Here is a 12,895-nt window from a genome sequence, read left to right as displayed (position 1 = left end):
CCGATTAACGAAATGGCGAGCTTGCTTGGTGCGATCCTTCTCCCCTTGTGGAAGAAGGTGGCGCGAAGCGCCGGATGAGGGGTATGTCTCCGCTCGCAAAACCGTTCGTGAGGATGGAGACCCCTCACCCGGCTTCGCTTGGCGAAGCCACCCTCTCCCACAAGGGGAGAGGGTGCGCCTTCATTGCGTGAACAGCTTGCTTGGTCTCAGCCCATCCTCTCCCACAGCCGATGCGTCAGCACACCGGCGCGCTTCTCGATCGCGGCCGCGGCATCGAGCGCAAGATCCTCGCGATAGCGACCGGCGATGAGCTGCACGCCGATCGGCTTGCCGTCGTGGAGGGCCACCGGCACCACGGCGCCAGGAAGGCCGAGCACGTTGATCGCCGAGATGAAGCGGATCTCGCCCCAGAAGATCTCGCGCACGCGCTCGGCGCTGACGGTGTCCTCGCGCGGGCCCGGCGTCGGTTTCACCGTGGTCGGCGCCAGCACGACCGGATAGTCCTCGAAGAACAATTGCCAGGCGCGGATGTGGCCGTTGCGCGCGGCGGTCGCCTGCATCCAGGCCTTGAGATCGAGCACATTGGCCTTGGCCTTCATGCCGCCCCAGGCCTTGTGAAAGTCCTCCGAGGTCACCTTCAGCATGGCGGCTTCCTGCATCATCACCGTCTCGTTGGTGATGATGTCGCACCAGGTCTGCCAGACGCCGTCGATGTCGGGCACCTCGACCTCGCTGACACGGTAGCCGGAACGTTCGAGATGGTCCGCGGCCTGGCGCAGCGCCGCCGCGACGGACGGATCGACGTCCATGTCCTCCGGTATCTTGGCGAGCGCGACCTTGATCGGCCGCTTCGGTGTCTCGCCGACCAGCGGCGCCGGCACCCACCAGGGATCGCGCGGATCGCGCTGGCTCATCGCCTCCAGCGCGAGACGGACGTCGGCGACGTGGCGGGCGAGCGGCCCCTGCGCCGACATCAGATGCGCCAGCATCGGCCGCTCGGCCGTTGCGCTTCCATTGAAGGCGGGGATACGGCCCTGCGTCGGCTTGATGGTGGCGACGCCGTTGCAATGCGCCGGCCAGCGCAGCGAGCCGCCGATGTCATTGCCATGGGCGATGGTGCCGATGCCGGCGGCGACCGCCGAACCCGCACCGCCCGACGAGCCGCCACAGGTGATATCGGGATCCCAGGGATTGAGCGTCAGCCCGTGCAGGGGATTGTCGGTGAAACCGCGGAAGGAGAATTCCGGGGTGTTGGTGAGCCCGATGACGATCGCGCCGGCCTTTTTCAGATTGCGCACCACCGGGGAATCCGAGGGCGCGACCAGGTCCTTGTTGGCAGGTACGCCGTTGAAGTTCGGCCGGCCCTGGTAATCGACGTTTTCCTTGATCGTGATGGGCACCCCATGCAGAAGGCCGAGCGCACCGCCTTTGGCGCGCTGCTTGTCCGCGGCATGCGCAGCCTTCAACGCCTCCTCCGAGAGATCGACGACGACGGCATTCAGCTTCGGATTGACCGCGCGCATCCGTTCGAGATGCGCCTCGACGGTCTCGACCGCGGAGATCGCGCCGGAGCGGATCGCGGCGGCGGTCTCGACCGCGGACCATTGCCAGGCCGGTCCCCTGGGCCGGCGCGCGGTGGCTGATTTGCCGGCGGCGGCCTTCTTGGCTGGCTTGATCGTTTTCGCAGCGACGCCCTTTCGGGCTGAAGTCTTCGTGCTCGATGCCTTCTTGCTCGTCTTCGTTGCCGCCTTCCTGGAAGCACTTTTCTTCTTGGTTGCCGTTTTCTTCGCCACGTCGCATCTCCTGAAATTGTGCGGCGGAGGTTACGGACGACGATGAGGCGTGTACAGCCGCGTTTCTGCATGACGCATTGCAACGGTACACCGATGCGACGAATTGCCTGCGTCCCTTGGACTACACCGGCGGCGGATTCAGCCGGGCAAAGCCCTGCTGGATGCGATAGGGATAGTAGGGATAGGGTGGCATCACCGCGCTGGCCTCGTCGAGACGCTTGATCTGATCCGCGCTCAGCGGCCAGCCTACTGCGCCGAGATTGTCGCGCAGCTGCGCTTCGTCGCGGGCGCCGATGATGACGGAGGCGATGGTGGGACGGCTCAGCAGCCAGGCGATCGCGACCTGCGGCACGGTGCGGCCGGTCTCCATCGCGATCGCGTCCAGCACGTCGACGACGGCGTAGAGTGTCTCGTCGCGCACCGGCGGACCGAACTGTGCGGTCGCGTGCAGGCGGCTGTTCGGCGGCAGCGGCTGGCCGCGCCGGATCTTTCCAGTAAGGCGGCCCCAGCCGAGCGGACTCCACACCAGCGCACCCACCCCCTGGTCGCGCGCGAGCGGCATCAGCTCCCACTCGTAGTCGCGGCCGAGCAGCGAATAGTAGACCTGATGCGCGACATAGCGCGGCCAGCCATGCCGGTCCGCAATGGCGAGCGACTTCATCAGCTGCCAGCCGGCGAAATTGGAGACGCCGACATAGCGCAGCTTGCCGGCCCGCACGAGCGTATCGAGCGTCGACAGCACCTCCGTGATCGGCGTGAATGCGTCGAAGGCGTGGAGCTGAAGCAGGTCGATGTGGTCAGTGCCAAGCCGGCGCAGCGCCGCGTCGACCGAGGCCAGAAGTCGCTGCCGCGACGAGCCGGCATCGAACGGGCCGTCGCCCATGGGAAGGCTCATCTTGGTCGAGATCAGCACCTTGTCGCGGCGGCCCTTGATCGCAGCACCGAGGATCTCCTCGGAGGCGCCGTTCGAATAGACGTCCGCGCTGTCGAACAGATTGACGCCGGCATCGAGGCAGATGTCGATCAGCCTGCGCGCTTCGTCCGCATCGCTGCGGCCCCAGGCCGAGAACAGCGGGCCTTGGCCGCCGAACGTGCCTGTGCCGAAGCTGAGGACGGGCACCTTGAGCCCGGAAGCGCCGAGATTACGGTATTCCATGATCGCTCTCCTATTCCGCCGGGCACGCCGCAACGACGGCCTGCCTGCGGTCGAGCTGAAGGCTCCACAGCGCCAGCACGAGGCCGATCGCGGTGATGCCGGACGCGACCAGCGGCAGCGCGGAAAGGCCGAACCCGCGATCGATCGTGACGCCGCCGGCCCAGGCGCCCAGCGCATTGCCGAGATTGAACGCGGCGATGTTGAGGCTGGAGGCCAGCGTCCGGCCGCTGGGACCTGCGGCTTCCAGCACGCGAAGCTGGAGCGGGGCGACGGTTGCGAAAGCGGCGACGCCGAGCAGCAGGATCAGCACGATCGCGGGGATCTTGGCCGACAGCACCGCGGCAAGGCCGAGCAGCACGATGGCGAGCGCGGCGAGCGTGCCGATCAGGGCGCGCGCAAGACCGCGGTCGGCGAGCTTGCCGCCGGCGACATTGCCAATCGCGAGCCCAACGCCGAACACCAGCAGGATCGGCGACACCGCGGCCTCCGAAAAGCCGGTGAAGCGCGTCAGGATTGGCTGGATGTAGGTGAACACGACAAACAGGCCGGCGAAGCCGAACACGGTCATGGCAAGGCCGAGCAGGACCTGCGGACGGCCGAGCACTGCGGCCTCGTCGGCGAGCGAGACCGGCTTGTCGCCACGGCCGACGTGACCGGGGACGAGCACGGCGACCACCGCGAACGCAATCACGCCGATGGCCGTCACCGCCCAGAAGGCCGCGCGCCAGCCGAGCATCAGACCGAACCAGGCGCCGAAGGGCACGCCCAGAAGGGTCGCCACCGTCAGGCCGATGAACATGGTGGCGATCGCGGAGGCGCGCTTGTCCTCGGCGACGAGGCTGGTGGCGACGACCGAGCCGACGCCGAAGAACGTGCCGTGGGCGAGCGAGGTCAGCACCCGCGCCGCCATCAGCCATTCGTAAGTGGGCGCCAGCGCACAGGCCGCATTGCCGAGCGTGAAGACCGCCATCAACGCCAGCAGCACGGCTTTCCGCGGCATTCGCCGCATCGCCAGCGTCAGCACCGGCGCACCGACGAACACGCCGAGGGCATAGCCGGAGATGAGCAGGCCTGCGACAGGCACCGAGACATGCATGTCGGCCGCGACCTGGAGCAACAGGCCCATGATGATGAATTCAGTGGTGCCGATGCCAAAGGCACCGGCGGTGAGAGCTAGAACGGCGGGAGGCATGCGTGGCTCCAAGGGATGAGACGAGCCACGCAGATAGCTGCGCTCCTGCGAAACCATTAGAATGTCCGCAATCCAATCATTTGTGACGTGAATTCAATATGGCCCGTTTCGACACCAACCGCTCGGCCGAGATGGAGGTTTTCGTCCGCGTCGTCGATCTCGGCGGCTTCACCCAGGCCGCGAGAAGGCTGCGGCTGACGCCGTCGGGCGTCAGCAAGCTGATCTCGCGCCTGGAGGCGCGCCTCGGCGCGCGGCTCGTCAACCGCACCACGCGCAAGCTGACGCTGACGGAGGAAGGACGGGCCTTCTACGAGCGCGCGGTGCGCATCCTCGCCGAGATGGAGGAGGCCGAGCGCGAAGCGGCATCGGGGGCGGCGCCGCGCGGCCGCCTCACGGTCAATTGCAACATTCCCTTCGGCATGCTGCATGTGATGCCGTTGATCCCGCGCTTTCTGAAGCAGCATCCCGACGTCACGATCGATCTCGTGCTGACCGATACCGTGATCGACCTGATGCAGGAGCGCGCCGACGTCGCCATCCGCGTCGGTCCGCTGCGCGCCTCGCGTCTGGTCGCGCGAAAGCTCGGCACCAGCCGCATGGTCGTGGTCGGCGCGCCGGACTATCTCGCCCGTTGCGGCACGCCGAAGATACCGGCCGATCTCGCCGAGCACCGCGGCATCGGCTGGACCTTTCCGCGCAGCATCCGCGGCTGGCCGTTCAAGCGCGGCGACCACACCGAGGAGGCCCTGCCCCCGCCCGTCGCGCGGGTCAGCGACGGCGAAGCCGCCCGCCGCCTCTGCCTCGGCGGTGTCGGTCTCGCCCGCCTCGCGCTCTTCCACATCGGTCCCGACATTGAATCCGGCCGCCTCGTCCCGGTGCTGCAGAACTACAATCCCGGCGACCGCGAAGACATCCACGCCGTCTATGTCGGCCATACCGCGCCGCTGCCCGCACGCGTGCGCGCGTTCATCGATTTTCTCGCCGAGCACGTGCGGGTGAGCGATCCGATGCTGAAGCGTGCGGTTGATGGGAAGTGGAGGGTCGTGGGGTGAGGCGCGATGGCGGAGAGAGTGTCGGTCATTCCAGATTGAAAGATCAGGAATTTTCCGCGAAAATCCCGACTGTTTCAGAACCTGCCAGGGGAATTCCACACAGATGCAGTTCGATGACGTCATCCTCGGTCGCCGGAGCATTCGCGGCTACAAGCCCGATCCGGTCCCCAAGGAGCTGATTGCGGAAATCATTGGTTTGGCGATGCGTGCGCCGTCGTCGATGAACACCCAGCCCTGGAATTTCTATGTCATCACCGGCGAACCGCTGGATCGGATCCGCGCCGGCAACACCGAACGGATGCTGGCGGGCATCCCGCAGTCGCGCGAGTTCCGCACGGGCCAGGCCTTTGCAGGCAAGCACCGCGACAGGCAGGTCGGCGTCGCCAAGCAATTATTCTCCGCAATGGGAATCGAGCGCGACAACATGGAGCAGCGTCAGGACTGGGTGCTCCGCGGCTTCCGCCAGTTCGACGCGCCCGTCTGCGTGATCATCACCTATGACCGCGCGCTTGACGGTAGCGACGATACGCCCTTTGACTGCGGCGCGGTGGCGACCGCCCTGGTCAATGCGGCCTGGTCCCGCGGGCTCGGCGCCGTCATCAACAGCCAGGGCATCATGCAATCCCCCGTGGTGCGCGAGCACGCAGGGATCGCCGACGATCAGGTCATCATGAAAAGCATCGCGCTGGGCTGGCCGGATGAAACTTTTCCGGCGAATGCGGTGGTGTCCGAGCGGAAGTCCGTCGAGGAAGCGACGGTGTTCGTCGGTTTCGAGGCGTAGCGGCGCGCGATCGGAAGGGCTGGAGGCACAGCAATGATCCGCGCCATGGTCCGACGTGTCCTAGTGCTGGCGGCGGCTTTTGCCGCTGCCTTGACGCCGGTCATGTGTCTTGGCGAAAGCAGCAAGCCGTTGCCGGCCAAGGCGACGAGGGAACTACCTGATGAGCTGCTCTCGCTGCTCGAGCAGAAGAAGATGCCGAAATATTCACCTATCCTCGTGCGTCTTTTCAAGGAGGAGGCCGAGCTCGAGGTCTGGAAACAGGAAGCGACCGGCCGTTTCCAGATCCTCAAGACCTATCCGATCTGTCGGTGGTCGGGCGATCTCGGGCCGAAATTGTACGAGGGCGACCGACAGGCGCCGGAGGGGTTCTATACCATTACACCTGAGTTGATGAACCCCAACTCCAACTTCTATCTTTCGATCAACCTCGGCTTCCCCAACACGTTCGACAAGGCGCACAAGCGCAACGGCAGCTTCCTCATGATCCACGGCGACTGCTGGTCGAGCGGTTGCTATGCCATGACCGACGAACAGATCAGCGAAATCTATTCGCTGGCGCGCGACTCGTTCCTCGGCGGCCGGCCGTCGTTCCAGGTCCAGGCCTATCCGTTCCGCCTGACGCCGGCAAATCTGGCGCGGCATCGAAACAGTCCCAACCTCGCATTCTGGAACATGCTCAAGATCGGCAACGATCATTTCGAGACGACGCGACTCGAACCGAAGGTGGATGTGTGCGACCGCCGCTATGTCTTCGACGCGCAAGCTCCGCCGCATTCGCCGTCGCCTCCAGTGTTCAACCCCACCGAAAGATGTCCCCCCTTCGTCGTCAATCCGGATACCGCACGGCGGGCGCTTGAGAAGAGCCGCGCCGACGAGCTCGAATACGCGCGATTGCTTGAAGACAATTTGCCGGCTGCCCCGATATACAGCGGACTGGACGGCGGAATGAACAAGGCATTCCTCACACGTTTTCCGGGCAGAGTGACGCTTGCGAAAGTCATGCCGTATGCATCCTACCTGCCGCAATTGCCACCGATCCCCTGGATCGATAGGGATGGCTCGTTGACGAGCAGATGGTTTGGCAGCTTGTTGGACAAGCCGCTGGAGTGTAATCCGACGCGTATCGGCTTCCCGTCAGGTCGGTGCTGAACGCTCGTGCGGCGTCCGCGATGGATCATCAGCCGACGATGGCTGGCATCGACATTCCGTCCCAGCGAATGCGGTGGCGTCGGAGCCGAGGTCTATCGGACCTGCGGGAAGCGGGGTGAGCCGCAGGTCGTGTACGTCGACCAGGAGGATGACGACAGCATCGTCGTCATTGCGCCCGACTTCGAGACCTTCATTCGAGGCTCGGTCGAGGAATCCGAGTACGACACTGCTGAGGAGGATCGGGCATCGTCGAGATGGCGGAAGGCTACCGTCTGACTTCCAAGGCCGAGGCGGCCCTAATCGGGCGCTTGGCGACGATTGCTGGCCCCGAAGGCAAATAAGCCGGGCGCGATTGATTTGGGCCAATGGCGGAGAGAGTGGGATTCGAACCCACGGTACGGTTTCCCGCACACACGCTTTCCAAGCGTGCGCCTTAAGCCACTCGGCCATCTCTCCGGAGCGCCCTCTCTTGAAGGGGCGCCGACGATTTTGCAAGGGATCGCTGGGAAAACCGGCGAATTTTCCGCAAGCTGTTGTATTTAAAGGACAATATTGTGCACCGCAGATGCTCTGATCGGCCTGCGGGCTGAACCCGTGACGGGTTTGGCGCGACGATTCAGTTGAGGATACCGAGCGCGACCGGGGGAGCCATGACCATCCTCAAGACCATCTTCGCCCTTGGCCTGATTTCGGCCCTCGGCTCCGCCCTGGCGGCGCCCGCTGCTGCCCAGGTCTGCACGCGTCAAGGCGTCGATGTCAGCTGCGACGACGGGCGGCGCGGGGTGCTGTCGGGCGATGCCATCATGTGGCCGGACGGGACGCGCTCGAGCTCGGCGCCGCATCCAAGCGTGATCATCGGCAACAAGAGCTCGGTGCATGTCGGCACCGGCGTGTTCGTCGGCCAGGGCAAGGGCATGGTGCCGATGGACGATCCCAACGCGCCGAACAAGCGGCAGTGCGCGGTTCTGGACGGGGTCTCGTATTGCTATTGAAGGGAAACCTCGCCCCGCTTGCGGGGAGAGGCCGGATTGCATCGAAGATGCAATCCGGGTGAGGGGGCTCTCCGCGAATCCGACTATCACCTCTCTTGCGAAAAGCCGGCCCCTCACCCCAACCCTCTCCCCGTAAGTACGGGGCGAGGGAGAAGAAAGCTAAATCAGCCTTACGCCTGAGATCGCCGATTTCAGCCAGCGCAGCGCTTGCGGCGGTTGCGCGGCAAGCGGGGCGACGGCGGCCTTCTCGGTGCGGCACTTCTCGAGCGCGGCGACGAAATCGGCCGACCATTGCTGGATGGTGTGGCCGCGCAGCTTCTTCATCATCGCGTCCCAGCGCATCTTGCGCTCGGTGAGCGGCATGGATGCGGCGACCGCGATCGCGCGCGCCATGCCGTCGATGTCGTGCGGATTGACGAGCAAGGCGGTATCGAGCTCGTTGGCTGCGCCCGCGAACTTCGACAGCACCAGCACTCCGGGATCGGCCGGGTTCTGGGCTGCGACATATTCCTTGGCGACGAGGTTCATGCCGTCATGCAGCGGCGTCACCACGCCGATCTGCGCTGTGCGGTAGAGACCCGCGAGCACGGCCTGGCTGAAGCCCTTGTTCAAATAGCGGATCGGCGTCCAGTCGACCTCGCCGTGGCGGCCGTTGACGTCGGTGACGAGGCGCGCGACCTCGTTCTGGAGATTGCCATAGGCCTCGATCGCACCGCGCGAGGGATTGGCGATCTGGAGCAGCGAGATGCTGCGCGCAAATTGCGGCTGCTCGGTCCAGAGCCGGTCGAACGCGCTGATGCGGTTGACGAGGCCTTTCGAATAGTCGAGGCGGTCGACGCCGATCGCGAGCCGCTCGCCGTTGAGGCTGCGCCGCAGCCGCGACACGTCCGGATGCGAGGCCGACTTGGCGGCATAGGCTGCGAACTTCTCCGCATCGATGCCGATCGGAAACACTTCACAGCGCGTGCGGCCATGCTGCGAGATCGCAACGCCGTCCTCGATGGCGAGGCCGAGCTCGCCGCCGACATAACCAAGGAAGTTATGGCGATCCTCCTCCGTCTGGAAGCCGAGCAGATCGTAGGCCAGCATCGCCGTGATCAGTTCGCGGTGGTTGGGAACGCCTTGCATCACCGCAGCGACGGGCCACGGCGTATGCAGGAAGAAGCCGATCGGATCGTCGACGCCGAGATCACGCAGCTCGGCGCCGAGCGCGAGGAAATGATAATCCTGCACCCAGAACGCGGTCTTTGTTTTTCGGAAGCGCATCAAGGCGCGCGCCATGAAGGCGTTGACCTCGCGATAGCTGACATAGTCTTCGCGCGAGACGCGGATCAGGTCGCTGCGTGAATGCAGCGCCGGCCACAGCGCCGAATTGGCAAAGCCCTCGTAATAGCCGCCGTAATGCGCCGCCGGCAGATCCAGTGTCGCGATAGCGCCCGCGCCGAGCGCTTCGATCTCAGCGAACGGTTCCTTCTGATGGCCGTCCCGTACCCGGCCTGAAGACCCCACCCAGATCGCACCCGAATGTTCCACAACCGGCAGCAGCGCCGCCGCGAGGCCGCCCGTCATGGGCTCGTTAGGTTTGCCGCGCGCGACGCGATTTGAAACGACGACTAGATTCACAGGTCGTCCCCTCCTGTTTCATTCCACCCGTTTAACTGCCGTTCATCAATATGGTTCCTGATCATCGTTTCAACCAATTGAAACCAAAATCGGGCGCGGGCGTTGGAACTGGTTTCGCTTGCGGAACCCGGGTGATTTCGTTGCAAAGACACCTTGTGCGATCGGGTTGCGCAACAGGTTTTGCCGCGCCGCGACGCCGATCCGCTTCTCATTATACCTGCGAGATGGCGCGGGCTTTGTTTCACCTCGGATCGAGCAGGCGCGCGAGGAAGGCACGCACGTCGCTCGGCGTGTCGAAATGGCCATTTACGCCCATGGCACGGCGACCGACCGAGAAGGCGAGCCCGTTCATGTCGGGCATGATCGCGAATACGGTTTCATCGGTGACGTCATCGCCGATGAAGATCGGACGCCGTCCCTTGAACGGCTCCCGATTCATCAATTCGCGCACGCCGGTCGCCTTGGTGAATCCGGAATGCTTGATCTCGCAGACGAACTTGCCGGGCAGCACCTCGATTGGCGCGTTGGGCAGATCGGCGCGGATCACCGAGACGGCTTCGTAGATCGCCTTCTCCGCGTGCGGCGCGAGGCGGTAATGCAGCGCGAGCGAATAGCCCTTGTCCTCGAGCAGAATGCCCGGGCTGAGCTTGGCGATGGCGGCGAGCCGCCGCTTCAGCTCCTTGTCCAGCGGCGGCGCGTGCACGGCATCGGCCTCATTGTCCACCGACAGCCGCATCTCGGCGCCGTGGCCGGCGACCGCGCGAAACACCTCGGGCGCGAAGATCAGGTCGATGTCGTTGAGCGAGCGGCCGCTGACCAGCGCCAGCGCGCCGGAAGTGCGCTCGGTCAACCGGTTCAGCGTCTCCGAGAGGCCCGGCGGCACCCATACCTCACGCGGCGTCGGCATCAGGTCGAGCAGGGTCCCGTCGATGTCGAGCAGAATTGCGGTCTCGTCGAGATGGGGCACCAGCGCATGCGGCACCGGCACCGTTTCGGGTGTGTCGTCGTCGAATATTGTGGGCTGCTGGTCCATCGCCATTTCTGCAAGTTCAGATTTCATCAGTCTACTCCATAAAGGCCAGCGGCCGCGCGATTTGTTCGAGCGATTTGCGCTCCGCCGAGACGGCGTAGCGCCACGCCACGATCGCGGCCGCGAGCATCAGGACGGCCCCCAGCAAATAGCCGGCGAACACGCTGGTGCGCGATCCCGTGTCGATCAGCGCGCCGAACAGCGCCGGGCCGATCACGCCGCCGATGCCGGTGCCGACGGCGTAGAACACTGCGATCGCCAGCGCGCGGACTTCGAGCGGAAAGGTCTCGCTGACGGTGAGATAGGCCGCGCTTGCGGCCGGTGAGGCAAAGAAGAAGATCACCATCCAGGCGACGGTCTGTCCCTGCGCACTGAGCGCGCCGATGGAAAACAGATACCCCGACAGCGCCAGCAGCAGGCCCGACATGCCATAGGTAAACATGATCATGGTCCGGCGTCCCAGCGTATCGAACAGCCGGCCGAGCAGGAGCGGCCCGAGGAAATTGCCGGCGGCAAAGGGCAGCAGGTACCAGCCGACGTGATCGGCCCTGATGCCGTAGAAATCGGTCAGCACCAGCGCGAAGGTGAAGAAGATGGCATTGTAGAAGAACGCCTGCGCGCTCATCAGCACGAGGCCGACCACCGCGCGCTGGCGATACGCCGAGAACAGCGTGTGCACGACCTCGCGGATCGGCGTGTGATCGCGCATCTTCAGCCGGATCTTGGGGAAGCGCGCCTCGCTGATATCCTGATCATGCCCGATCACGGAGCGTTCGATCTCGTCGACGATCGCATGGGCCTGATCGGGACGGCCATGGATCATCAGCCAGCGCGGACTTTCCGGAATCCACATGCGCATCAGGAGCACGACGAGGCCGAGGATCGCGCCTATGAGAAAAGCCAGGCGCCAGCCGAGCTCGGGATCGATCACGGCAGGATCGAGCAGCACGATGGCCGCGACCGCGCCCATCGCGGCGCCGATCCAGAAGCTGCCGTTGATGACGAGATCGGTCCAGCCGCGATAGCGCGCCGGCACCAGCTCCTGGATCGTCGAGTTGATCGCGGTATATTCGCCGCCGATGCCGGCGCCGGTGAGGAAACGAAACAGTGCGTAGCTCGCGACATCCCAGGACAGCGCGGTCGCGGCCGTTGCCGAGAGGTAGAGTGCCAGCGTGATGAAGAACAGCTTCTTGCGGCCGATGCGGTCGGTGAGCCAGCCGAAGCCGAGCGCGCCGAGCACGGCTCCGGCGAGATAGGCGGAATTGGCGATGCCGAGATCGAGATTGGAGAACTGCAGCGACGGACTCTGCTTCAGCGCCCCCGAGAGCGCACCGGCCAACGTCACCTCGAGCCCGTCGAGGATCCAGGTGATGCCCAGCGCGAGCACGACGCGGGTGTGAAAGCCGCTCCAGGGCAGCGCGTCGAGCCGCGAGGGAATGCTGGTCTCGATGATGCGGTCGGTCGCGGCCGCCGAGACCATTGGTGTGTAGTTCAGCGCTGGACTTTGCTGCAATTCCATCAGGCTGTTGCGCTCGATCAATGGCAGCGGCCCCGGTTCACAGGATGCGAACGGGGTCGATCCGATCATCGGGGTGCGGCATTCCGCCTGCCCCTGCGACAACGTCTGCGGCGAGGTCGGGTTCCCGCGGGAACGGCTCCCCGACCCGCTCGTTTTCGAAGCAGCTGCAAGGAGTTGACGCATGGCTCATGCCAGAAAGACGACACATTCTCGAAACAGCGGCACAGGCAAGTCCGGCCGTCGGAAGACGAGCACGCGGCGCAGCACGGTTGCGCGCAAGAGCACCAGGCGCGCCGCGCCGAAACGCTGGTCGCAACGTGTGACGAAAGAGAGCGACGCGCTCGACCTCAGGCAGGGCGTGTTCAAGCTGACCAGCCCGAAGAAGATCGCAATCTCGTTGAAGCAATCGGCCGAGCACAGCTCACGGCGCAAGACCGGCGCCTATCGTTCGGCGCTGTCGATGCTGGCCTTCTACATCAACCGCGCCGGCAAGACCTTGCCGAAAACGCAGCGCGCGCGTCTGGAGAAGGCGAAGGTCGAGCTGAAGCGGGCGTTCGGGCGGGAGTGAGATCAGTAGGGTGGGTTAGGCGAAGCCGTAACCCACCACT

The 12,895-nt window shown here is 64.9% G+C and carries 12 protein-coding genes and 1 tRNA gene; 6 read left to right on the top strand and 7 right to left on the bottom strand.

Annotated elements, in window-relative coordinates; genetic code table 11:
• Positions 1 to 206: 206 nt before the first annotated feature.
• From AC066S_RS31175 to AC066S_RS31165, 3 genes are all read right to left on the bottom strand, one after another.
• On the bottom strand, positions 207 to 1,793 hold the full coding sequence (locus AC066S_RS31175; RefSeq protein ID WP_478271402.1) for an amidase family protein: 1,587 nt from the start codon (positions 1,791 to 1,793) through the stop codon (positions 207 to 209).
• A 121-nt stretch (positions 1,794 to 1,914) separates the two neighbouring features.
• A complete protein-coding gene (locus tag AC066S_RS31170) occupies positions 1,915 to 2,949 on the bottom strand; it encodes an aldo/keto reductase (RefSeq protein ID WP_478271401.1) in 1,035 nt (344 codons plus the stop codon).
• A 10-nt stretch (positions 2,950 to 2,959) separates the two neighbouring features.
• Positions 2,960 to 4,141 (bottom strand): MFS transporter, encoded by a 1,182-nt coding sequence (locus tag AC066S_RS31165; protein WP_478271400.1) that lies wholly within the window; start codon positions 4,139 to 4,141, stop codon positions 2,960 to 2,962.
• A 98-nt stretch (positions 4,142 to 4,239) separates the two neighbouring features.
• Here AC066S_RS31165 and AC066S_RS31160 point away from each other — a divergent pair, with 98 nt between their 5' ends.
• From AC066S_RS31160 to AC066S_RS31145, 4 genes are all read left to right on the top strand, one after another.
• Entirely contained in the window at positions 4,240 to 5,193 is a 954-nt protein-coding gene (locus AC066S_RS31160) for a LysR family transcriptional regulator (protein ID WP_478271399.1), read from the top strand.
• Between the two features lie 103 nt (positions 5,194 to 5,296).
• A complete protein-coding gene (locus tag AC066S_RS31155) occupies positions 5,297 to 5,974 on the top strand; it encodes a nitroreductase (RefSeq protein WP_478271436.1) in 678 nt (225 codons plus the stop codon).
• Between the two features lie 33 nt (positions 5,975 to 6,007).
• A complete protein-coding gene (locus tag AC066S_RS31150) occupies positions 6,008 to 7,123 on the top strand; it encodes a L,D-transpeptidase family protein (protein WP_478271398.1) in 1,116 nt (371 codons plus the stop codon).
• 129 nt (positions 7,124 to 7,252) lie between these two features.
• Positions 7,253 to 7,399 carry a hypothetical protein gene (locus tag AC066S_RS31145; RefSeq protein WP_478271397.1) on the top strand — a complete coding sequence of 49 codons (147 nt, stop codon included), beginning with the start codon at positions 7,253 to 7,255 and terminating at the stop codon, positions 7,397 to 7,399.
• Positions 7,400 to 7,489: 90 nt separating this feature from the next.
• On the opposite strand, the gene AC066S_RS31140 is transcribed toward AC066S_RS31145, so the two are convergent.
• Positions 7,490 to 7,579 (bottom strand) — tRNA-Ser (locus AC066S_RS31140).
• A gap of 194 nt (positions 7,580 to 7,773) precedes the next feature.
• Between AC066S_RS31140 and AC066S_RS31135 the strand changes: the two genes are divergently transcribed.
• Entirely contained in the window at positions 7,774 to 8,115 is a 342-nt protein-coding gene (locus tag AC066S_RS31135; RefSeq protein ID WP_478271396.1) for a hypothetical protein, read from the top strand.
• Positions 8,116 to 8,274: 159 nt separating this feature from the next.
• Here AC066S_RS31135 and AC066S_RS31130 read toward each other — a convergent pair whose 3' ends face one another.
• From AC066S_RS31130 to AC066S_RS31120, 3 genes are all read right to left on the bottom strand, one after another.
• Positions 8,275 to 9,738: a trehalose-6-phosphate synthase gene (locus AC066S_RS31130; protein ID WP_478271395.1), complete on the bottom strand. Its 1,464-nt coding sequence runs from the start codon at positions 9,736 to 9,738 to the stop codon at positions 8,275 to 8,277.
• Positions 9,739 to 9,979: 241 nt separating this feature from the next.
• The gene (otsB, locus tag AC066S_RS31125) at positions 9,980 to 10,798 is read right to left on the bottom strand and encodes a trehalose-phosphatase (protein ID WP_126260637.1); all 819 of its coding nucleotides are present in this window, start codon (positions 10,796 to 10,798) and stop codon (positions 9,980 to 9,982) included.
• 4 nt (positions 10,799 to 10,802) lie between these two features.
• Positions 10,803 to 12,287 (bottom strand): MFS transporter, encoded by a 1,485-nt coding sequence (locus AC066S_RS31120; RefSeq protein ID WP_164718970.1) that lies wholly within the window; start codon positions 12,285 to 12,287, stop codon positions 10,803 to 10,805.
• Between the two features lie 181 nt (positions 12,288 to 12,468).
• Here AC066S_RS31120 and AC066S_RS31115 point away from each other — a divergent pair, with 181 nt between their 5' ends.
• Positions 12,469 to 12,855, top strand: coding sequence for a DUF3175 domain-containing protein (locus tag AC066S_RS31115; protein WP_126260635.1), 387 nt, complete (start codon positions 12,469 to 12,471; stop codon positions 12,853 to 12,855).
• Positions 12,856 to 12,895 lie beyond the last annotated feature (40 nt).

It is taken from the genome of Bradyrhizobium sp. CFUWI, from assembly GCF_056429085.1.
This window is presented reverse-complemented; position numbering and strand designations above follow the sequence as displayed.

Bases quoted from the DNA above. Each gene is read 5' to 3' on its own strand.
- AC066S_RS31170 (WP_478271401.1), bottom strand. From the start codon at position 2,949: ATGGAATACCGTAATCTCGGCGCTTCCGGGCTCAAGGTGCCCGTCCTC.
- AC066S_RS31165 (WP_478271400.1), bottom strand. From the start codon at position 4,141: ATGCCTCCCGCCGTTCTAGCTCTCACCGCCGGTGCCTTTGGCATCGGC.
- AC066S_RS31160 (WP_478271399.1), top strand. From the start codon at position 4,240: ATGGCCCGTTTCGACACCAACCGCTCGGCCGAGATGGAGGTTTTCGTC.
- AC066S_RS31155 (WP_478271436.1), top strand. From the start codon at position 5,297: ATGCAGTTCGATGACGTCATCCTCGGTCGCCGGAGCATTCGCGGCTAC.
- AC066S_RS31150 (WP_478271398.1), top strand. From the start codon at position 6,008: ATGATCCGCGCCATGGTCCGACGTGTCCTAGTGCTGGCGGCGGCTTTT.
- AC066S_RS31135 (WP_478271396.1), top strand. From the start codon at position 7,774: ATGACCATCCTCAAGACCATCTTCGCCCTTGGCCTGATTTCGGCCCTC.
- otsB (WP_126260637.1), bottom strand. From the start codon at position 10,798: ATGAAATCTGAACTTGCAGAAATGGCGATGGACCAGCAGCCCACAATA.
- AC066S_RS31120 (WP_164718970.1), bottom strand. From the start codon at position 12,287: ATGGAATTGCAGCAAAGTCCAGCGCTGAACTACACACCAATGGTCTCG.
- AC066S_RS31115 (WP_126260635.1), top strand. From the start codon at position 12,469: ATGGCTCATGCCAGAAAGACGACACATTCTCGAAACAGCGGCACAGGC.